21 protein-coding genes are annotated in these 19441 nt (G+C 43.5%); 14 read left to right on the top strand and 7 right to left on the bottom strand.

All coding sequences use genetic code 11. The features are described from left to right. Window positions 1-312: 312 nt before the first annotated feature. The 4 genes from proS to H6G32_RS07300 all read left to right on the top strand — a co-directional run bounded on the left by proS (window position 313) and on the right by H6G32_RS07300 (window position 4317). On the top strand, window positions 313-2121 hold the full coding sequence (gene proS / locus H6G32_RS07315; RefSeq protein ID WP_190456607.1) for a proline--tRNA ligase: 1809 nt from the start codon (window positions 313-315) through the stop codon (window positions 2119-2121). Window positions 2122-2300: 179 nt separating this feature from the next. Further along, on the top strand, window positions 2301-2582 hold the full coding sequence (locus tag H6G32_RS07310; RefSeq protein ID WP_190456606.1) for a UPF0175 family protein: 282 nt from the start codon (window positions 2301-2303) through the stop codon (window positions 2580-2582). After that, window positions 2579-3067, top strand: coding sequence for a DUF3368 domain-containing protein (locus tag H6G32_RS27245; RefSeq protein WP_190456603.1), 489 nt, complete (start codon window positions 2579-2581; stop codon window positions 3065-3067). Before H6G32_RS07310 ends, H6G32_RS27245 begins: the two co-directional genes overlap by 4 nt. Window positions 3068-3699: 632 nt before the next feature. Continuing rightward, the gene (locus H6G32_RS07300; protein WP_190456601.1) at window positions 3700-4317 is read left to right on the top strand and encodes a GerMN domain-containing protein; all 618 of its coding nucleotides are present in this window, start codon (window positions 3700-3702) and stop codon (window positions 4315-4317) included. A 53-nt stretch (window positions 4318-4370) separates the two neighbouring features. On the opposite strand, the gene H6G32_RS07295 is transcribed toward H6G32_RS07300, so the two are convergent. From H6G32_RS07295 to efp, 3 genes are all read right to left on the bottom strand, one after another. Then, the gene (locus tag H6G32_RS07295; protein ID WP_190456599.1) at window positions 4371-4718 is read right to left on the bottom strand and encodes an ArsR/SmtB family transcription factor; all 348 of its coding nucleotides are present in this window, start codon (window positions 4716-4718) and stop codon (window positions 4371-4373) included. Between the two features lie 62 nt (window positions 4719-4780). After that, window positions 4781-5299: an acetyl-CoA carboxylase biotin carboxyl carrier protein gene (gene accB, locus H6G32_RS07290; RefSeq protein WP_190456597.1), complete on the bottom strand. Its 519-nt coding sequence runs from the start codon at window positions 5297-5299 to the stop codon at window positions 4781-4783. 112 nt (window positions 5300-5411) lie between these two features. Beyond that, entirely contained in the window at window positions 5412-5969 is a 558-nt protein-coding gene (efp, locus tag H6G32_RS07285; protein WP_190456594.1) for an elongation factor P, read from the bottom strand. A gap of 210 nt (window positions 5970-6179) precedes the next feature. On the opposite strand from efp, the gene H6G32_RS07280 reads away from it, so the two are divergent. After that, window positions 6180-7307 carry a peptidylprolyl isomerase gene (locus tag H6G32_RS07280; protein WP_190456773.1) on the top strand — a complete coding sequence of 376 codons (1128 nt, stop codon included), beginning with the start codon at window positions 6180-6182 and terminating at the stop codon, window positions 7305-7307. A gap of 130 nt (window positions 7308-7437) precedes the next feature. Then, complete coding sequence (gene thiL, locus H6G32_RS07275) at window positions 7438-8460, top strand: thiamine-phosphate kinase (RefSeq protein ID WP_190456592.1); 1023 nt, start codon at window positions 7438-7440, stop codon at window positions 8458-8460. Between the two features lie 67 nt (window positions 8461-8527). Here the strand turns inward: thiL and H6G32_RS07270 are convergent, their stop codons facing one another. Next, window positions 8528-9541, bottom strand: coding sequence for a type I glyceraldehyde-3-phosphate dehydrogenase (locus H6G32_RS07270; protein ID WP_190456591.1), 1014 nt, complete (start codon window positions 9539-9541; stop codon window positions 8528-8530). Window positions 9542-9657: 116 nt separating this feature from the next. Continuing rightward, window positions 9658-10284, bottom strand: coding sequence for a nicotinate (nicotinamide) nucleotide adenylyltransferase (nadD, locus tag H6G32_RS07265; protein WP_190456590.1), 627 nt, complete (start codon window positions 10282-10284; stop codon window positions 9658-9660). Window positions 10285-10689: 405 nt separating this feature from the next. Between nadD and murC the strand changes: the two genes are divergently transcribed. From murC to H6G32_RS07245, 4 genes are all read left to right on the top strand, one after another. Next, on the top strand, window positions 10690-12147 hold the full coding sequence (murC, locus tag H6G32_RS07260) for a UDP-N-acetylmuramate--L-alanine ligase (protein WP_190456589.1): 1458 nt from the start codon (window positions 10690-10692) through the stop codon (window positions 12145-12147). A gap of 125 nt (window positions 12148-12272) precedes the next feature. Further along, a complete protein-coding gene (gene murB / locus H6G32_RS07255) occupies window positions 12273-13271 on the top strand; it encodes a UDP-N-acetylmuramate dehydrogenase (RefSeq protein WP_190456588.1) in 999 nt (332 codons plus the stop codon). Between the two features lie 329 nt (window positions 13272-13600). Beyond that, window positions 13601-13948, top strand: a complete 348-nt coding sequence (locus H6G32_RS07250) for a YbaB/EbfC family nucleoid-associated protein (RefSeq protein WP_190456587.1) — start codon at window positions 13601-13603, stop codon at window positions 13946-13948. A gap of 83 nt (window positions 13949-14031) precedes the next feature. Then, window positions 14032-14550, top strand: a complete 519-nt coding sequence (locus H6G32_RS07245; protein WP_190456586.1) for a low molecular weight protein-tyrosine-phosphatase — start codon at window positions 14032-14034, stop codon at window positions 14548-14550. Window positions 14551-14590: 40 nt separating this feature from the next. Here H6G32_RS07245 and H6G32_RS07240 read toward each other — a convergent pair whose 3' ends face one another. After that, the gene (locus H6G32_RS07240) at window positions 14591-15274 is read right to left on the bottom strand and encodes a response regulator transcription factor (RefSeq protein ID WP_190456585.1); all 684 of its coding nucleotides are present in this window, start codon (window positions 15272-15274) and stop codon (window positions 14591-14593) included. Between the two features lie 623 nt (window positions 15275-15897). Between H6G32_RS07240 and smpB the strand changes: the two genes are divergently transcribed. Next, the gene (gene smpB / locus H6G32_RS07235) at window positions 15898-16365 is read left to right on the top strand and encodes an SsrA-binding protein SmpB (RefSeq protein ID WP_190456584.1); all 468 of its coding nucleotides are present in this window, start codon (window positions 15898-15900) and stop codon (window positions 16363-16365) included. A gap of 124 nt (window positions 16366-16489) precedes the next feature. Beyond that, window positions 16490-16960: a DUF4079 domain-containing protein gene (locus H6G32_RS07230; RefSeq protein ID WP_190456583.1), complete on the top strand. Its 471-nt coding sequence runs from the start codon at window positions 16490-16492 to the stop codon at window positions 16958-16960. A 51-nt stretch (window positions 16961-17011) separates the two neighbouring features. On the opposite strand, the gene H6G32_RS07225 is transcribed toward H6G32_RS07230, so the two are convergent. Beyond that, window positions 17012-17695, bottom strand: coding sequence for a DUF1997 domain-containing protein (locus H6G32_RS07225; protein WP_190456582.1), 684 nt, complete (start codon window positions 17693-17695; stop codon window positions 17012-17014). Between the two features lie 180 nt (window positions 17696-17875). Here H6G32_RS07225 and H6G32_RS07220 point away from each other — a divergent pair, with 180 nt between their 5' ends. Together H6G32_RS07220 and H6G32_RS07215 are read left to right on the top strand one after the other, a co-directional pair. Next, window positions 17876-18535 carry an SDR family oxidoreductase gene (locus H6G32_RS07220; RefSeq protein WP_190456581.1) on the top strand — a complete coding sequence of 220 codons (660 nt, stop codon included), beginning with the start codon at window positions 17876-17878 and terminating at the stop codon, window positions 18533-18535. A gap of 98 nt (window positions 18536-18633) precedes the next feature. Next, window positions 18634-19389, top strand: coding sequence for a glycoside hydrolase family 24 protein (locus tag H6G32_RS07215; RefSeq protein ID WP_190456770.1), 756 nt, complete (start codon window positions 18634-18636; stop codon window positions 19387-19389). The last annotated feature ends 52 nt before the right edge of the window (window positions 19390-19441 follow it).

Here is a 19441-nt window from a genome sequence, read left to right as displayed (position 1 = left end):
TTGCAGTGTTTATTTGTGTGCAATACAGATCATTCGTAGTTAAAAGGGCGGTTAGAAACCGCGTCTACACAGGCAAGACGCGTAGCGGCTTCCCAAAGGGAGGGCCACCGACCTGGGTTTCAAACCCTTAATTTTTCCTTAGTCCGCGGAGGCGGACTTTGTTTGTGTAGCGAATTCCATTCGCCCTGGCTGTGCCCCTACAGCGTATTGTATCCAAGCTAAAACCGCTATAAGCTACCCTAGCGATTTCTCATCGCCAGGTATTTTATAAACTTGATAGACAAATTAGTAATTCTAGAAAGGGAAAAAACGATGCGACTGTCACAAATGTTATTTGTAACACTACGGGATGATCCTGCTGATGCGGAAATTCCCAGCCATAAATTATTACTCCGTGCAGGTTATATCCGTCGCATCGGTAGCGGTATCTATGCTTATCTGCCGCTGATGTGGCGGGTACTGCAAAAAGTCTCCCAAATTGTCCGGGAAGAAATGAACGCCACCGGCGCCCAAGAATGTTTGTTACCCCAATTACAACCGGCTGAATTATGGAAAGAATCGGGACGTTGGGATACCTACACCAAAGCTGAGGGAATTATGTTTTCCCTAATTGACCGTCGTGAGCAACAATTAGGATTAGGCCCCACTCATGAAGAAGTAATTACAACTGTTGCCCGTGATATGATTCGCTCATATCGTCAACTACCGCTGCATCTCTACCAAATTCAAACCAAGTTCCGCGATGAGATTCGTCCCCGCTTTGGTTTGATGCGCGGACGAGAATTTATTATGAAGGACGGTTATTCTTTCCATGCTGATGAAGAAAGCCTGAAAGCAACTTACCAGGATATGTACACAGCCTACAGTAATATGCTGCGGCGTTCTGGTTTGGCTTTTCGTGCAGTTGAAGCTGATTCTGGTGCAATTGGTGGTTCTGGTTCGACAGAATTTATGGTGTTAGCGGAAGCTGGAGAAGATGAAGTTCTCTACACCGAAGATGGCAAATATGCCGCTAACGTCGAAAAGGCGGTTTCTCTTGCTGCTGATGCTGAAACTTCAATATTTACAACTTACCAAAAACAGCCAACACCGGGAACTGACACAATTGAGAAGTTGTGTAAATTACTCAGTTGTTCTCCTACCCAAGTTGTCAAAAATGTCCTTTACCAGACTGTTTATGATAATGGGTTGACGGTGTTGGTTTTGGTGAGCATCCGAGGGGATCAAGAAGTTAATGAGGTCAAGTTGCAAAATGAATTGACCAAACTCGCTCCTCAATTCGGTGCTAAAACTATTATCTCTTTAACTGTACCCAATGAAGAAGCGCAACAAACCTGGGCGGCGAAATCTCTACCTTTAGGCTACATTGCAACCGATATCGCTGATGACTATATCGCTGGTAGTAAAACGGTACATTCCCAGTTTGTGCGGTTGGTGGATAAAACAGCCGTGGAGTTAAAGAATTTTGTCACCGGTGCAAATGAATCTGGTTTTCACTCAGTTGGTGCTAATTGGGGTGAGCAGTTTAAGTTACCTCCCACCATAGTAGATATTCGGAAAGCAAGACCAGGCGATCGCTCTCTCCACAACCCAGAACAAACCCTACAAAGCGCTAGGGGAATTGAAGCCGGTCACATTTTCCAATTGGGCACAAAGTACTCCGAAGCGATGGGTGCAACTTATACCAATGAACAGGGTGAAGAGAAGCCTTTATTTATGGGTTGCTATGGTGTGGGTGTGTCCCGCTTGGCGCAATCGGCTGTAGAGCAATCTTACGATAAAGATGGGATTATCTGGCCAGTGGCGATCGCACCTTATCATGCGATCGTCACCATTCCCAACATAAAGGACGCGCAACAACTCGAAGTAGCCCAAAAACTCTACACAGAACTAAATCAAGCCGGTGTAGAAACTCTGCTAGATGACCGCGACGAACGGGCAGGGGTAAAATTTAAAGATGCGGATTTAATTGGCATTCCCTTTAGAATAGTCACAGGGAGAGCGATCGCTAATGGCAAGGTAGAAGTTGTCAAACGCGCTACCCGCGAAGCTCAAGAAATTGCCATTGATGACGTAGTAAATACCCTCAAACAGTGGGTTAAAGAAGCGACAGAGGGCTAAAATAAAACCCTTGTAGGGCAGGCATCTTGCCTGCCATAGTTAGTTTATTAATATCTGTATTAGTAAAATTTGGTAAATCTTGAAAAATATAAGCAAATAAAAAATTTAGAATCGCTATAGATTAAACTGACGCAAGAAGGAAACCCAACACTTTCTAAACTTAGGAATGGTAAAATAAAATGGCTACAACAGAAATCAAATTTACCCTTATTTTACCAGAAGTCCCAGAAATTCATCGTCTAGAAGCTGAGAAAAAAGCCAAAGAAGCATACATCATGACATTATTACGTCATGGAGATATTAGTGCTGGACGTGCAGCAGAATTATTAGAAATTGAACGGTGGCAACTTTCTGATTTAATGGATAGCTATAAAATCTCTCCCTTCCCCACACAAACCAAGGAAGAATTACAGCAAGAAGTAACTCAAACATTAGAAATGTTAAGCCAGTATAAAAAGTGATTATTGTCTCTGATACCACACCTTTAAGTGAATTAGCAAAAGTTGGACAACTCAATTTACTGCGGGATATTTTTAGTAAAGTTATTATTCCGCAAGAAGTTTATAATGAAGTAACAACAGGAACTCATCCAGCAGTTAATTTAGTCAAATCAGCAGATTGGATAGAGATAATATCAGTTAGGAATTTAGAAAAACTATCTAATCTAAAAAAAGCAACGAGTCTAGGTTCAGGTGAATGCACTGCAATGATTATTGCTGAAGAGTTGGCAGCTGATCAATTATTAATGGATGACTTGGATGCTAGACGAGTTGCTTTATCTCGAAACTTAAAAATTATTGGAACAATTGGCATTTTATTAGTAGCCAAACAACAAGGTTTAATTCCCAGAGTCAAAGATGTTTTAGATGATTTAATCTCCGAAGGTAAACACATTAGTTCACGACTCTATCAAGAAGCTATATCAGCTGCACAAGAGTTGTCTTAATCCTAGATTCTTAATCTCCGATTCCCGCATCCCGCAATTGTTTTTCTAACTCTTGTAAACGCTGTAAAATTGAAATATTCAGATACCCGACTTCTTAAAGAAGTCGGGTATCTAAGTTTTATAGAAATCCCAGCACTAATTTCAGGAAATCGCCATTGAGGAAGTGATTAATATATTAAAGGAGTAGATTCAAGCAGCAAGGATATAAATTAAACCCAGTGGTACGCAAAGGTTTAGATACACCAGATATCTGGATATTTAATTTGACCAGCAATGAGGATGCAGAGTATTAAATATCTTCCCATCCACCGTTTTAGTATCCGTATTTCAAGAAACGATTATATTTACATGCAGGTTTAGGTGACGGACTAGAACTGTCAACCTAAAATTAAAGATGAGATAAAGTGACTATGAGAGCGGAATTACAAATTGCTGAAATAGCTTAACTAAGAGGATTCCTAATTTAAAAACCAAAATTGGTATTAAACAGGCAACATTCAACTTAGCAACATTTTTGTTGATCAAGGCATCTTTAGGTTTTCGGAAACTCTCCCCTCGTCAGTATCGTCTTTAACCAGGCTGCTCCTCATAAAAAATACCATTTCAGCCCTCAGTCAAGCAGGTTTTGCATTATGAAAGACCAACAAGGATCTAACCGTATTTCTTCAGGAGTGATAGCAGCAGTCTCAGCTGCGGTTGTAGCGGTAGGTGGCGGCGCGGCTTGGGTTGCTTCGCAATCTGGTAATACTCCTGCACCATTAACGTCAAATCCCTCTCAAACTATCAAGCAGCCGGTACAGGTATTACCAACGCCACCAAGTAATCAGCAAACAGCTAATATCTATTGGCTCAAACCAACGGAAAAGGGCGTTGATTTGGTTCCCCAGCCAGTGAAAATTGCCGCAACCCAACCAAACCAAGCTTTAGAAGCAGCTTTCCAAGCTTTGTTAGCAGGCCCCACAGAAGGGACAGAATCAACAACCATCCCTAAAGACACCAAACTACTGGGGCTGAAAATGGATAATGATGAGATCCACGTTAATTTATCTGAAGATTTTACCAGTGGAGGAGGTAGTACCTCAATGATGGGTCGCGTGGGACAAGTTGTCTACACTGCAACAACTTTAAATCCCAATGCCAAGGTGTACATTGAGGTGAACGGCAAGCAGTTGGATGTTTTAGGCGGCGAAGGTGTGGAACTCGAACAGCCACTGACTCGTGAAAGCTTTAAGGAAAACTATCCACTTTAGTCATTAGTCAGTAGTCAGTGGTCAATCGGTTTTCTTTGCAGCTGACAACTGACTTAGATTTTGCTGTTTAACACACGAAAGCTACGGGCTTGCTGTTCTAACCTGGCGGCCAGGCGATCGCAAACCCGATTGCATAAATCAAAGATCATTTCATCTTCCACCCGGTAGTAAGCGCAAGTTCCTTCACTGCGGCGGCTAAGGATGCCTGCTTGCCACATTACTTTCAGATGCTTAGACACATTTGCCTGAGACGTCTGTGTTGCCTCTACCAACTCTTGCACGCATTTTTCTTCATCCTTCAGTAAGTGCAATAGCCGCAGGCGCATCGGCTCACTTAACAGGCTGAAGTATTCAGCTACTTGTTGCACCACTTCTGGTGGTACAGGCAACGCTTGTTTCATCAGGATTGACCCACAAGAACGGAGAGTGTTAACAATGACTCATTTGATATCTAGATTAATACTTAATCAGGGTTAATTCGCATTAAAGGCTGACCATATTCTACAGATTCGCCATTTGGCACCAAAATTTCCATCACTTGTCCTGAAACTTCAGCTTCGATTTCGTTCATTAGCTTCATGGCTTCAATGATACAAACTGTTTGACCACTACGAACGCGATCGCCCACTTCCACAAATGCCGCCTCACCCGGCGCTGGTGCGCGATAAAATGTTCCCACCATTGGGGACAGCACCTCTACTAATCTTGCAGAGGGGGCATTAACTGACAAGGCGGCATTATCAAAGGCGCGACCTGTCGGCGTTTCTGTTAACGGCGTGGATAGCGTCTGGTGGCCTGTAGGTGTTCCCGAACTAACTACACTGCTTAAGGCTGCTTGACCTACCGATAGCAAATGATTGCTGACGTTTACAGCCTTACGCACTGTTAGCTCAAAGTCATCGCTTTTGAGCGTTACTTCGGCAATATCTGTTTGGGCAATAGTTACCAGTAGCTGGCGGATTTCATTAAAGTCCAATGGCACAGTTTTTTTACCTCGACCTATCCATAAAGTGAGAATTTGAAGTGTGGCAGGGATTTAATCCCTCTAGACAAGGGATTGAAATCACAATCAAGCATCTCTGTCGAGATGAAAGTTACTCCCTGCCTAAGTATTTATCTTCACGCGTATCAATTTTGATACGTTCTCCTTGGGAAACAAATAAGGGAACCATAATAGTTGCCCCAGTTTCCACAATTGCTGGTTTAGTACCACCTGTTGCTGTGTCACCTTTTACGCCAGGATCTGTTTGCACGATTTCCAGAACCACGGAGTTGGGCAATTCCACTTCTAGAACTTGCTCACCCCAACGAATCACGTTGACTTCCATACCTTCTTTCAGGTATTTTACGCGATCGCCAATTTCCGCTACGGTCAATCTGCCTTCTTCGTAGGTTTCCATATCCATAAAGACCAACTCTTCGCCCTCTTTATAGGTATGCTGCATCGTAATTTTTTCCAGATTGGCTTGCGGCACAGTTTCCCCAGCCCGGAAAGTTTTTTCGAGTACTTTCCCACTCTGGACATTTTTTAGTGTTGTTCGCACAAAAGCAGAACCTTTCCCTGGCTTAACGTGGAGGAAATCTATTACTCGCCATACAGATCCATCTAAGACAATGGAGACACCGGGTCGAAAGTCGTTACTAGAGATCATGAAACTTTCAATTTTTGGAAGACAATCGGCATTTATTGTACCCTTCTAGGGTACTCATTAGTCATTAGTCATTGGTCAAACAGGTCATTAGTTATTAGACTTAGGACTCAGTACGTAAGGATTCAGCACTCAGTACTCAGCACGGGCTACGCTAACAGCACTCTTACTGTGGGAAGATTATAAATGGGTTACTTCCTTCTCAACAATTTGATGCTGCTTTTGATCTATCCCATGTTTAACTCATTTAAGTCCTGGCTGAAAAACAGCCTAATGGCAATACTGCTGGTAACAATATTTTTAGGCATAAGTACAGCTGGGTGGACTCCATTCAGTAACGCCGCTCTACCAGCTGGAAACGCAATTACCGACGGCAAAGCTTTGTTGCGGTATGCACTCCCGATAAACAATCAACCTGTACGGCAACTGCAAGCCAGTTTAGAAGACATTTCTAACCAACTGCGGGCAAATCGGCGCTTTGGTGCGATCTCCAAAGACCTCAGCAAAGCATCGCGGATTCTCGATAAACCCGAACATATCTTAGCAAGCGTACCCGAAGAACGCCAACCCCAAGCCGAAGCTTGGCTAGCTGAGTTAAAATCTGGCGTGGATTTACTGCAAGAGTCGGTGAAAGCCAAAGATAAAGAACAAATTCTCCAAGGTCGAGCAAAAGTACTAAATCTCGTGACTCTGCTAGAAGAGTCAATGGTCAAGGGATTTCCCTTTGAAGTACCTGCCCAATTCAGTAATCTGCCCCAGCTTAAAGGTCGTGCCACTATAGAAATGAAAACCAACAAAGGCAATCTTACCTTGGTGGTGGACGGCTACAGCGCCCCTGTAACTGCTGGTAACTTTGTGGATTTGGTGCAACGAGGTTTTTATAATGGCTTAGAATTTACCCGTTCTGAAGAATCTTACTTTGTGCAAACTGGAGACCCACCAGGAGAAGATGCAGGTTTTATTGACCCCAGCACAGGCAAATATCGGGCCATTCCCTTAGAAATATTGGCCGAAGGTGACAAAGAACCCACCTACGGCATTACTCTAGAAGAAGCTGGTCGTTACTTAGATATGCCAGTTCTACCTTTTTCTTCTTTCGGTGCAGTGGTGATGGCCCGTCCCGAAAGCGAACCGAATGGGGGTTCTTCACAATTTTTCTTCTTCCTCTTTGAGCCAGAATTGACCCCAGCAGGACGTAATTTGTTGGATGGTCGCTATGCCGTTTTTGGTTATCTCACCGAAGGCAGAGAAGTTTTGGATAAACTCAAAGCTGGGGACAAAATTGAATCGGCAACCGTCGTTCAAGGAATAGAAAATTTAGTCCAGCCCCAAGCAGCATAATCAATTTTGGATTTTAGATTTTAGATTTTGGATTGATTCTAAAATCTAAAGTCTAAAACTTTAGCATTGTTGCACAACTAAAATATTCAATTATCATCACCTTTAAAGTAATTTTATAAAGCTGAGAACTGTGAATAGTGAGTTATCTTCTCTGCAAGTTAAAGATATTGGTGAACAAGGTCTTTTAGAAAGATTGCAGCGCTTTTGTCCTCCAGAAATTATTGGAGATGATGCAGCGGTGCTGTTAACAGCACCGGAGAAATCTTTGGTAGTTACTACAGATATGCTGATTGACGGTGTGCATTTTAGTAATGTCACTACTTCCCCAGAAGACGCTGGTTGGCGAGCTGTTGCTGCTAATTTATCAGATTTGGCGGCAATGGGTGCCAATCCCATAGGCATTACTGTTGGACTAGGACTCCCTGGAGAGGTTAGGGTGAGTTGGGTTGAGCGCTTGTACCAAGGAATGACAGAATGCCTGCATCAGTACAATGCCTCAATTGTCGGCGGTGATATTGTGCGATCGCCTATCATTACTCTAGCAATCACAGCTTTCGGTCAAGCTACCCCTAATTTGATTATCCGCCGCTCTGCTGCAACTGTGGGTCAGGCGATCGTTGTCACAGGTATCCACGGAGCCTCCCGTGCAGGTCTAGAATTACTGTTGCATCCCGAATTAGGACAAAACCTCAACCCTGAAGAAAAGCAGTCTCTCATCAAAGCACATCAGCGCCCCAACCCACGTTTAGATGTCCTACCCATTTTGTGGAAAACTCTATCATACAAGTGCCCCATTGCCGTTGCTGGAATGGATAGCAGCGACGGTTTAGCAGACGCTGTGGTGCAAATCTGCCGCGCCAGTGGTGTCGGTGCTATCTTAGAAAGTAGGCAAATTCCTTTAGCAACAGCCTTTGACCACTGGTTGACAAAAGAGGAAGCCCTAGAATATGCCCTATATGGTGGCGAAGACTTTGAATTAGTGCTGTGCTTACCAAAAGAACCAGCATCTGATTTAGTGCAAAAACTGGGTCAAGGCGCAGCAATTGTGGGCACAATTACACCAGGGTCAACAGTAATATTGCACGATGAACACGATAAATTCCCCGACAAAGTGCTGAGTCTTAGCCAGGGATTTCAACATTTTTGTTATTAGTCAGTAGTCAGTTGTTAATTTTTTACTAATGACCAATGACTAATGACTAATGACTAATGACTAAACATTAAGCCCACTTCACGGCTACTAATTCTGCCAAATCTAGAACTCGTTGGCTATAACCCCACTCGTTGTCATACCACGCCATGACTTTTACCATGTCATTACCCATGACCAAAGTTAAGCTGGCATCAACAATCGAAGAAGCGTCACAACCTTGATAATCGGATGATACTAGCTCTAGTTCGCTGTAATCCAAAATCCCTTTGAGTTCACCTTCAGCAGCAGATTTTAGGGCTTGGTTAACTTCTTCGGTAATAGTACGCTTCTCAACCTGAACCACGAAATCTACCATTGAAACGTTCGGGGTGGGTACACGCAAAGCAACCCCATTTAGCTTTCCTTTGAGGTCTGGAATCACCAAGGCTACTGCCTTTGCCGCACCGGTGGAGGTGGGTACAATGTTAATCGCTGCTGCCCTCGCCCGGCGCAAATCACGGTGAGAAGCGTCTAATAAACGCTGGTCACCAGTGTAGCTGTGGGTGGTAGTCATCGTACCTTTGATAATGCCAAATTTATCATTCAACACCTTGGCAATAGGAGCCAAGCAGTTGGTGGTACAGCTGGCGTTACTGATGATGTTGTGTATGTTGTGGTCATAGTCGTGATGATTCACACCCATGACAAATGTGCCATCTTCATTTTTACCAGGAGCGGTGATCAGTACCTTCTTGGCTCCAGCATTAACATGCTTGAGCGCTCCTTCTTTGCTAGTAAAAACACCAGTTGCTTCAATAATCAGGTCAATTCCCCACTCTTTCCAGGGCAAGTTTTCTGGGTTGCGATCAGATACGCACTTAATTGTCTTGCCGTTAACGGTGATTGAGTTATCATCAGCGCTAATGTCAGCATTTTTTAACTTACCTAGCATTGAGTCATATCTCAGCAGGTGAGCATTAGTTCTAGGGTCTGATGTGTCATTGATAGCAACAAGGTCGATATTGCTATTCTCTCTTCCCACCCAGCAGCGTGCAAAGTTACGTCCAATGCGCCCGAAACCGTTGATTGCAACTCTAATCACAGTGTCTTGCCCTCTGTATTTATGCTTATAAGTTGATATCGTTGACCCCAATCATATCGCAAAGGGGGGGAGTACTTTTAACCTTAAAGTGTTAGATCAAAAAAAAAAAACACAATTTATTCAGAATTGTTGCAGTAGAGGTTGTGTTCGGCAATGTACCATCTGACCGGTTCCGTCAGTAAATAACGAATCGACTGGCCTTCGCGGCAAAGCTTGCGGATTAGACTTGACGAAACACCTACTAAGGGTATATCTAGGAGTTGCCAGTTAATGGTAAATGACTGCTCCCTCAGTTTTTTCTCCACTTGCTTGCAGATTAACTCACTTTGAGCTATAGTCTCACCACCTAGCAGTCGGGGTGCGATTAACCAATCACACATTGGTGCTAGTTCGTTTCCACGGTACCAACGGGGTAAGGTTTGGAAAGCATCTAAACCAATAATCCAGTACCAGTGAGTATTTGGGTGCAAAGCAGATAAGTCGATCAGGGTGTTGATGGCATAGGAAATTCCAAAGCGTTTGCTCTCAATTAGTGAGATTTTAAACGCTGGGTTATTTTCTATGGCTAGTTTTAGCATTGCCACCCGATGCTTAAACAAAGCCGCTTGTTTATGAGGAGGATTGAGGGATGGTACCCAAATGACCTGTTCTAGGGGTACTTGATGCAACGCTGTCTCGGCTACGAGTAAGTGTCCCCAATGAATTGGATCGAATGTGCCACCAAAAATTGCTAGCTGCTGCATCCAGTCAAGCCATAGCTCTCTATGCAATTGAAAAATAGTTTCACTACCAATGTACTATTGTAGTCAATTCACGGCTAGACTTTATGCAATTTAAAATCAGTTTCACTACCAATGTACTATTGTCGGCATTACCAGTAAGGTGACCAAAAATATGTATTTGACATTACAAGAATTTTTTTCCCGATGCGGCAATAACTTTCAGAATAATCATAAAAACAGGTCAGAAATAGAAAAAACCTCCCACAGAGGTAAAATCTTTTTGAACAAGCAAAACCAGCACAAAAAAATCAGTCATTCATCAGATATGAGAATAATGCAGGAGATGTATCGGTAAAAATCAAAATCCTGTTATGATACGCGTGTCATTTGTGATTATGGTGTGGTGTGGTATAAGAGGAGCAAGCAATGAGTAATTCTATAGATTTTAGCGGTAGACCATTTCATTTCATTGGGATTGGCGGTATTGGGATGTCCGCCCTGGCTTATGTTTTGGCAAAACGTCAATTACCAGTATCCGGTTCGGATTTGCGTCCAAACCACATGACACGAAAGTTGGAATCTATCGGAGCTCATATTTTTGGTACACAAGAAGCAAGCAATTTGAAATTCTTTCTTCCTCAGGTATCAGCTAATGGAGTATTAAACTCACAGGAGAAATTAACTGGGGACAAGTCAGTAATGCCCCAAGTAATTTGTTCAACAGCTATTAACACAAATAATTGCGAATATACAGCAGCCCTAGAATTAGGCTGCCCAATTTTACATCGTTCAGATGTACTAGCTGCTTTAATTGCTGATTACTACAGCATTGCCGTAGCAGGAACCCACGGCAAAACTACAACTAGTAGCATGATTGGTTATATGCTACTCCAGGCTGGTCTAGACCCAACAATTTTGGTTGGTGGTGAAGTAAATGCTTGGTCTGGCAATGCGCGACTCGGAGAAAGTCAATATCTAGTAGCGGAGGCAGATGAATCAGATGGTTCCCTGGTGAAACACGCCCCAGAGATTGGCATTATTACTAATATTGAACTGGATCATCCCGACCATTACCAGACATTAGAGGAAGTCGTTGACATCTTCCAAAAATTTGCCCAAGGATGCAAAATTTTAGTTGGTAGTATTGATTGTAATACAGTGCGCGATCGCCTGCAACCAACAATTACCTACAGCTTATATCCAGATACAGAGGCTGACTACACAGTTAGCAATGTTGACTATCGCGCTGATGGCACAACAGCTCTTGTTTGGGAACGAGGCAAAGCTTTAGGTGTGTTGAATTTGCGGTTGCTGAGTCGGCACAACCTGAGCAACGCCCTAGCAGCCGTGGCTGTGGGACGCGCCCTTGGTTTAGAATTTGGAGCGATCGCCAAAGGTATTGCCACCTTTGAAGGCGCAAGACGCCGCTTTGAGTTTCGGGGTGAAGTCGATGGTATTACCTTCATCGATGACTACGCTCATCACCCCAGTGAAATTCGCGCTACTCTCGCCGCAGCACGCCTTCAAACCAGACCAGGGCAAAGAGTAGTTGCCATTTTCCAACCCCATCGCTACAGCCGCACACTTACCTTTTTAGAAGAATTTGCCGAGTCCTTTACTCATGCTGATTTGGTCGTACTGACTGACATTTACAGTGCAGGCGAACCTGATTTAGGGCAGGTTAGTGGTGAACAACTGGCGGCAGAAATAGCTAAACAGCACTCCCAGGTAGTTTATCAACCAACTTTATCCTCAGTGTGCGAGTTCTTGTCGCAAACACTGCGTCCTGGAGATTTAGCCCTGTTTCTGGGAGCCGGAAATTTGAATCAGGTGATTCCTGAAGTCATGGCAACACTGCGCGAGCCAGCTAAAGCTACATCCTAAGTTAACGAGACTTGCTAGGTTTCGTTTCTGACCAAATTACCCATCTAGCAATGCTTCCATTAGTTAATGATATTACCGTATTTAAACGGTATATAAAAGTAAAAAATTCATCATTTGAAGTAAAGATGACAACCTCCCAGGCAGCTGGAAACCTTTGCACAGTTTCTGCTTTGACTACAAAGAAACAGGAAACAGCTAATTCGGTCGATAGTGAAATAATTTACTTACCAAAAACTGATTGTGTGATTAAGTCCCAAGCTTCCTTGTCAGCGTTTACTTCCTATAGGGTTGGGGGCGCAGCTGAATGGTACGTTGCCCCCCGAAACTTAGAAGCGCTACAAGCAAGCCTTAAGTATGCAAAAGAACAAGATTTAAAAGTAACAATACTAGGGGCAGGTTCTAATTTATTGGTAAGTGATCGGGGTATACCGGGCTTAGTTATCGCTACCCGTCATCTCCGCTCTAACTATTTCGATCCCCAAACAGGTCAATTAACCGTTGCTGCGGGAGAATCTATACCTGGTTTGGCATGGTACGCAGCGGATCTGGGGTGGGAAGGATTGGAATGGGCTGTTGGTATCCCTGGAACCGTTGGTGGAGCTGTGGTGATGAATGCAGGGGCACATAATAGCTGTATTGCAGATATGTTAGTCAGCGCCCAACTGCTTTCAGCCGAAGGTACAGTGGAAACTATCACCCCCGACCAATTAGGTTACCAATACCGGAGTTCATTACTACAAGGTGGCCAACGCATAGTCACTCAAGCTACTTTACAACTTCAACCAGGTGCTGATCCTGTAAAGGTTGTAGCAGCAACCAAGGAAAACAAGCAGCATCGCCTGTCTACCCAACCCTATAACTTCCCCAGTTGTGGCAGTGTGTTTCGTAATCCCACACCTTACGCTGCTGGGTGGTTAATTGAACAAACTGGTCTAAAAGGCTACCAAATTGGCGGAGCGCAAGTAGCACAACTTCATGCCAATTTTATTGTTAATCGTGGAGGGGCTAAAGCCAGCGATATTTTTTGTCTCATTCGTCACATCCAATACCAAGTACAAGAACGTTGGTCAATTTGGTTAGAACCAGAAGTCAAAATGATCGGTGAGTTTCAAGCTGCTTGTTGAAAGGGACTAGTGATTAGGGGCTGAGAACTAGATCAAGAGTTTACCAATTACTAATTACAAGGAAGTAAGCGGGAGCATGAGAGCCCCTGTGTCTTTAGACCAGGGATGAAATGCGACACGGGGGATTCAAATCCCCTTTATTTTCCTTTTTAACATGGGGACATCAGGTTAAGATGCTTGCTGTTAGCCCAGCGGCGCCTCATTCGCGGGTAAATTCGTTGGAATCCCTTTGAAGCAAGAATCCTCGTCTCTTTAAAGCGGGGAGTGTCAACCACCGCATCTATAATTAAATTTGATTTGTCATTCAGCGCACAGGCGAATAATCAATTATGACAGGAAAAGGACAGGGATTTGGCTTTGGCTTGGGAAAAATGAAAGAACTGGCCGAAGCTTTTAAAAAAGCGCAGCAAGTTCAAGAAGGCGCAAAGCGACTCCAAGATGAATTGGAGCAAATGGAAATTCTAGGAGAGTCTGGCGGTGGTCTGGTCAAGGTTATTGTCAGTGGTAACCAAGAACCCAAGCGAGTGGAAATTTCTCCAGATGCCCTAGGAGAAGGTGCAGAAGTACTTTCCGATCTCGTCACAGTGGCAATGAAAGACGCTTACATCAAATCCACTGCAACAATGCGGGAACGGATGGAAGAATTAACCAGTGGACTGGAGCTTCCTGGATTTTAGTCAATGGTCATTAGTTATTAGTCCTTTGTCATTAGCCAATAACTAACGACAAAGGACTAATGACAAAGCACAAAATATAATATATGCCTTACAAACTTTTATTTGTCTGCTTGGGTAATATCTGCCGATCGCCATCGGCAGAAAATATTATGAATCATCTTATTGAGCAGGTTGGTTTCAGCGATGACCGCGCCGATGCCAAAGGCATACGCGTGATCTGCGATTCGGCTGGTACCTCTAGTTATCACATTGGTAGCTCACCTGACCGTCGTATGAGTGCGGCGGCGGCGACAAAGCTGGGATTTCAACTGCGTGGTCAAGCCCGTCAGTTTCAAAAGTCAGATTTTCAAGAATTTGATTTGATTTTGGCGATGGATCGACAGAATTATGACGATATCCTCTCTGTTGACCCCTCTGGGCAGTATCACCATAAAGTCCATTTGATGTGTGATTTTTGCTCTAAACACACCCTCAAAGAAGTTCCAGACCCCTATTATGGTGGTACAGAGGGGTTTAATCAGGTAATTGATCTACTTGTTGATGCTTGTGAAGGTCTGCTCAAATACATAGAAGGAGTCCTGAGTACTGATTTAGATGTCTAAGGGGCAGGTAAGTAGTGGAAAAAGCTACTAACTCAGCACTCTATTCCACTAGACCATGCTTCATGGCAAAACGTACTAGTTCCGCTCGGTTGTTTGTTGAAGTTTTTCTCAATAAACTGCTAACGTACTTTTCCACAGTTCGTGGACTTAGGTGTAGCTGATGACCCATGTCGGCATTAGACAGACCATGAGTCAATAGCTCTAGGACTTCCTGCTCTCTGGAAGTCAGTGATGACAGCATCTGGGATTCGTGAATCTGAGTGAACAGAGGATTATGGGCATCCACTGCTTTTGTTGCGGTGGAAGTGCCGAAATTGTCTCTATGAGAAAAGCGGTACTCTGATTGAATGATTTGCGATCGCTCCAGAAGATTGCGAATCGCTGCCGCTAACTCTTCTAGTTCAAAAGGCTTGGGCAAGTATAAATCGCACCCTGATTGGTAGCCCAGAATTCTTTCCTGGGTTTTTGTGCGTGCTGTTAACAAAATTACAGGCAATAAACGAAATGCTGGCTGTTGACGCACCCGGCGCACCAGCTCATAGCCGTTCATCCGTGGCATGACAATATCAGTGACAATCAAGTCAGGATGGTACTTTTCGACCATCGCCAAACCCTCTTGACCGTCATCAGCCGTAATCACCGAGTAGCCAGACAGTTCAAGATAATCGCTAATAGACAGACGAGTGCCCAGGTCGTCATCCACCACAAGGATCGTCAAGGGCATGGACAATAAACCCCTAGCATTTTTTTTACTAAGAAATTTGCTTCTATGAGCACTATCAATGAACACAGGCAATAATAGTGTTCTTATGTTTCATACTATGACAGGATTACCAGCTAATGACTGCCTGAGGGCTGATTTCTAAAGAAAATCTTAAATCCTGAGGAAGTGTTAAAGAAGTCTAACGCACCTGGGACTCTCTGCACCTAATAACCACAGAGAGTTTTGTAATTCGTAACAACTTATCACGTAACTGGAGTAATCACTCACCATCTTTTGACCCACCCTCGACTAAAAATAGCCAGGCTACCGCGTCTACCCATCATCTGGCGGTAGCGAATCAGGCAAGACATCTGTAAAACTATAGATAGGGAATTCTGTGTTCCGAAAGCTTGCAAGGCTAAAATATTAAATAATAGAGTACCAAAGAACAAAATTTGTTCTCAGTGGGGGCTAGATGCGGTAAACCTGTAAGGTTGGGAGTAAAGAATAAATATCTCACACCAAACCAAATATGGTGTAGAAGGATGTTACTAAACCAAGAATGCCAAGGCTAGAAGCCGTGGGAATGTCAAAAATCAGTCTAATAATTTTTCAGGCAATATTTAACGCAAGCAAAATTTTCAATGAGTGATCAGAACGACGGTTACAAAGTTATTACCGACAATCGACAAGCCCGTTATCTGTACGAAATCCTAGAAACCTACGAAGCTGGAATTCAGTTGACAGGAACAGAGGTGAAGTCGATCCGCGAGGGTAAAGTCAATCTCCAAGATGGCTATGCCTTAATTCGCGATGGCCAAGCATGGCTAATCAACATGCATATCTCGCCTTACAACGCTAGTGGACAATATTTTAATCATGAACCCCGTCGCACGCGCAAGCTGCTGCTGCATCGCCAAGAAATCCGCAAGCTAATTGGTAAGGTGGAACAGCAGGGTTTAACATTAGTCCCTTTGAAAATGTATCTCAAACGAGGCTGGGTGAAGGTGAGTATCGCCCTTGGCAAAGGTAAAAAGCTCCACGACAAACGAGAAGACCTGAAACGCCGCCAAGATCAGCGCGATATTCAACGGGCGATGAAAAATTATTAAGGGTTGGTAATGGGTAACAGGTAATAGGAAAAAACTATTACCCACTACCTATTACCCTGCTTTAGGCACACAAAATCAAGGTATACTAAGTTTTATGAAGATTTAATAATTAGAAGAGAACACGATGAGTCTAGAACTTTCCCCATCGGTGAAATTTTTGCTTACCTTTTTTCACCCGCTAATGATGTGGGTGCTATTAGCAGTCTCAATTTATGCTGCCTACCTGGGGCTGCAAATACAGCGTACCAGAAATGCTCAGGGCGAAGAAAAGAAAGAATTGATTAAAGGGAAATATAGCCTCAAACACCACCAAATCGGGTCTATACTTTTAGCTTTGATGGTTGCAGGTGCCATTGGTGGCATGGCTGTCACCTACATCAATAATGGTAAATTGTTTGTTTCCTCTCACCTGCTAGCAGGACTTGGCATGACTTGTCTGATTGCATTTTCTGCGTCCCTATCTCCTTTTATGCAAAAAGGGGCAAATTGGGCGCGTGTGACTCACATTCTGCTGAATTTTGGGCTTTTGGGGCTTTTTGTCTGGCAGGCTGTCTCTGGGGTGGAAATTGTCCAAAGAATTCTCAGTAAAGCATAGTCATTGGTCAAACAGGTCATTAGTCATTACCTATTGACTAATGACATTGATTCAGCGCTTTTTTTGAGATTTGACAGGAAACGATATACCGAAGGATTGATGAAAATCTTCTTGGACTTTTTTAGTTAAGCGACGGGAGACTTGGCGAACGATTTGATTAAGTAAGCGATCGCCTGTAGATTGAATTAAAGACTGAGGCAATCGCTGAATAAATCTAGGAAACTGCAGATCAACCGTCAAATCCAAATCCCATTCAACTCGTGTAATCTCACCGACATTGGCAGATACATCATTAGCCACATTTTTGATTAACTGTAGCGATGCTCGATAATCCACATCATAACCAGGTGGCTGGTAGTCAGGTATGGGTATAGTGCGGATGCGGTATATACCTCCATCTGGCGGTAATAATTCCAAACCAACCTTCGGCTCTACTTCATAACCAAAAGATCCAAAACGACCAATTACTAAAGCATAGCCATTTTCTCCCAATGGTTGCACCTTCATGGGTTCAGCGCAGCGATAAAACCAAGATTTGTGAGCACCAATATACTCAGCAACCACCTCTACAGGAGCATACATTTCCATAAAGTCTTGATAACGGCCATGAAATTTTGTTGTATTGGATACATTTGCTTCTTTTAATGGGTTCTCATCTTCTGCTACGCTTAACGCCACAGGTAAAATTGGTTCTGTTATTTCTAAAGATTGATATTCGCCCTTTCTTGGCAGCATAAATGGGTTTCCTATATACTTTGGCGTTTGCCTATATTAATAATTCCCAGGTTGGCAGGAATTTTTTGTACTGAGATTCCATTTTGACGGAAACCTCAACAATCCGTCATCACCTTCATAAAATCACTAAAATAAAGAACGAAATAAACACATATTTAGTTTCTCAGGATAGCGTTTATCATGAAAGCATTTGTAGCAGGTGCAACAGGTGAAACAGGTCGCCGGATTGTCCAAGAACTGATAGCGCGGAATATTCCTGTCCGGGCCTTGGTGCGCGATATCGAGAAAGCTAGAGATATTTTGTCTCCTGAAGTCGAGTTGGTGGTAGGGGACGTATTGCAACCAGAAAGCCTGTCTGCTGCTTTGGGTGATAGTACAGTACTGCTGTGCGCTACTGGTGCAAAACCCAGCTTTGATCCCACTGGGCCCTATAAGGTAGATTTTGAAGGTACTAAAAATTTAGTAGATGCTGCTAAGACAAAGGGAATTGAGCATTTTGTCCTTGTTTCCTCTTTGTGTACTTCCCAGTTATTTCATCCGTTAAATCTGTTTTGGCTGATTTTGTTGTGGAAAAAACAAGCTGAGGAGTACATCCAGAAAAGTGGACTGACTTATACGATTGTGCGACCTGGGGGGTTGAAGAATGAAGATGATCTCAACCCAATAGTGATGCAGGGTGCTGATACATTGTTCGATGGTAGCATTCCCCGCCAAAAAGTCGCCCTGGTTTGTATCGAGTCCCTGTTTGAATCGGCCGCACGTAATAAAATTGTCGAGATTATTGCTAAACCTGAGGCTACCTCTAAAAAGTTTGGCGAGTTATTCGCTAACGTCGCCTGATGAAATAAATGACGTTGCATGGAACGTCTCTATTGTCTATATTGTGTTAACTTTGCCGAAATGAGGCCGTCGATGATTGTTGTTAGCTAAGAGAGCAAATTTTAAGGAGTCTAAATCTGAAAGGCGTTGAACTCAAAGGCATTGAAAAGCTGATTGGCCCAATAGCTGCCCTTCTCGGCTTCGTATATCTATTTCAGTGGTATGTTTTTGACGATTTGCAATTTGGGCAGATTCCCTGGGGAGGATCGCCTACTGACCCTGTTTTAGGCGGAAAACAGCCTCTGTTAGTGATGAAAGGCGGTGATCCTTACATTCGTGCTTTAATGCGAACCATCTCAGCAAGTGAGGCCAGTGGGAACCGTCCCTATTCTCTGTTATATGGTGGACAGCAGGTGAATGACCTCAGCCGTCATCCGGAGATATGCGTCACTATTGTCGCAGGGCCGAACACTGGTAATTGTTCCACGGCTGCTGGCAGATATCAAATCATCAATACTACTTGGTATCATATTGCTCCCCGCTATCACCCAAGCCCGACACAGTTAATGTTTTGGACTGGTTATAGTTTTGAACCAGAGTATCAAGATGTGGTGGTTTACCGTTGGTTGAGTGATTCACGAGTTTGGGAAACTGACATTTCTCAACTGCTGCGTCAGGGAAAGTTAAATGAAGTTTTGCGGCGATTGTCTCCCACTTGGACAAGTTTGGGATATGGCATAGAAACTAATTCTAATACTCGTTTTTTACCTAAAGTTTATCAAAAGGTGTTGCAAGAAGAATTAAACGCAGCTAATCAACCAGCATCACCCAAGTTGACGCCTACACCTACCAGTAAACTAAAAGGTAAAAACTAGGGGCACAGCAGTGCTGTGCTGTATTCTATAGGATTGAAAATGGCTATAGTCG

The organism is Cylindrospermum sp. FACHB-282, from assembly GCF_014697195.1.
Classification (GTDB): domain Bacteria; phylum Cyanobacteriota; class Cyanobacteriia; order Cyanobacteriales; family Nostocaceae; genus Cylindrospermum.
The sequence above is the reverse complement of the archived record's forward strand: the minus strand, read 5'-3'. Positions and strand labels throughout refer to the sequence as shown.

Coding starts and splice junctions, on each gene's coding strand:
- H6G32_RS07280 (WP_190456773.1), top strand. CDS start 6,180: ATGCTGCTTTTGATCTATCCCATGTTTAACTCATTTAAGTCCTGGCTG.
- smpB (WP_190456584.1), top strand. CDS start 15,898: ATGAGTGATCAGAACGACGGTTACAAAGTTATTACCGACAATCGACAA.
- H6G32_RS07310 (WP_190456606.1), top strand. CDS start 2,301: ATGGCTACAACAGAAATCAAATTTACCCTTATTTTACCAGAAGTCCCA.
- H6G32_RS07240 (WP_190456585.1), bottom strand. CDS start 15,274: ATGCCCTTGACGATCCTTGTGGTGGATGACGACCTGGGCACTCGTCTG.
- nadD (WP_190456590.1), bottom strand. CDS start 10,284: ATGCAGCAGCTAGCAATTTTTGGTGGCACATTCGATCCAATTCATTGG.
- H6G32_RS07300 (WP_190456601.1), top strand. CDS start 3,700: ATGAAAGACCAACAAGGATCTAACCGTATTTCTTCAGGAGTGATAGCA.
- efp (WP_190456594.1), bottom strand. CDS start 5,969: ATGATCTCTAGTAACGACTTTCGACCCGGTGTCTCCATTGTCTTAGAT.
- H6G32_RS07295 (WP_190456599.1), bottom strand. CDS start 4,718: ATGAAACAAGCGTTGCCTGTACCACCAGAAGTGGTGCAACAAGTAGCT.
- proS (WP_190456607.1), top strand. CDS start 313: ATGCGACTGTCACAAATGTTATTTGTAACACTACGGGATGATCCTGCT.
- H6G32_RS07220 (WP_190456581.1), top strand. CDS start 17,876: ATGAAAGCATTTGTAGCAGGTGCAACAGGTGAAACAGGTCGCCGGATT.
- H6G32_RS07250 (WP_190456587.1), top strand. CDS start 13,601: ATGACAGGAAAAGGACAGGGATTTGGCTTTGGCTTGGGAAAAATGAAA.
- murC (WP_190456589.1), top strand. CDS start 10,690: ATGAGTAATTCTATAGATTTTAGCGGTAGACCATTTCATTTCATTGGG.
- H6G32_RS07225 (WP_190456582.1), bottom strand. CDS start 17,695: ATGCTGCCAAGAAAGGGCGAATATCAATCTTTAGAAATAACAGAACCA.
- murB (WP_190456588.1), top strand. CDS start 12,273: ATGACAACCTCCCAGGCAGCTGGAAACCTTTGCACAGTTTCTGCTTTG.
- H6G32_RS07245 (WP_190456586.1), top strand. CDS start 14,032: ATGCCTTACAAACTTTTATTTGTCTGCTTGGGTAATATCTGCCGATCG.
- H6G32_RS07230 (WP_190456583.1), top strand. CDS start 16,490: ATGAGTCTAGAACTTTCCCCATCGGTGAAATTTTTGCTTACCTTTTTT.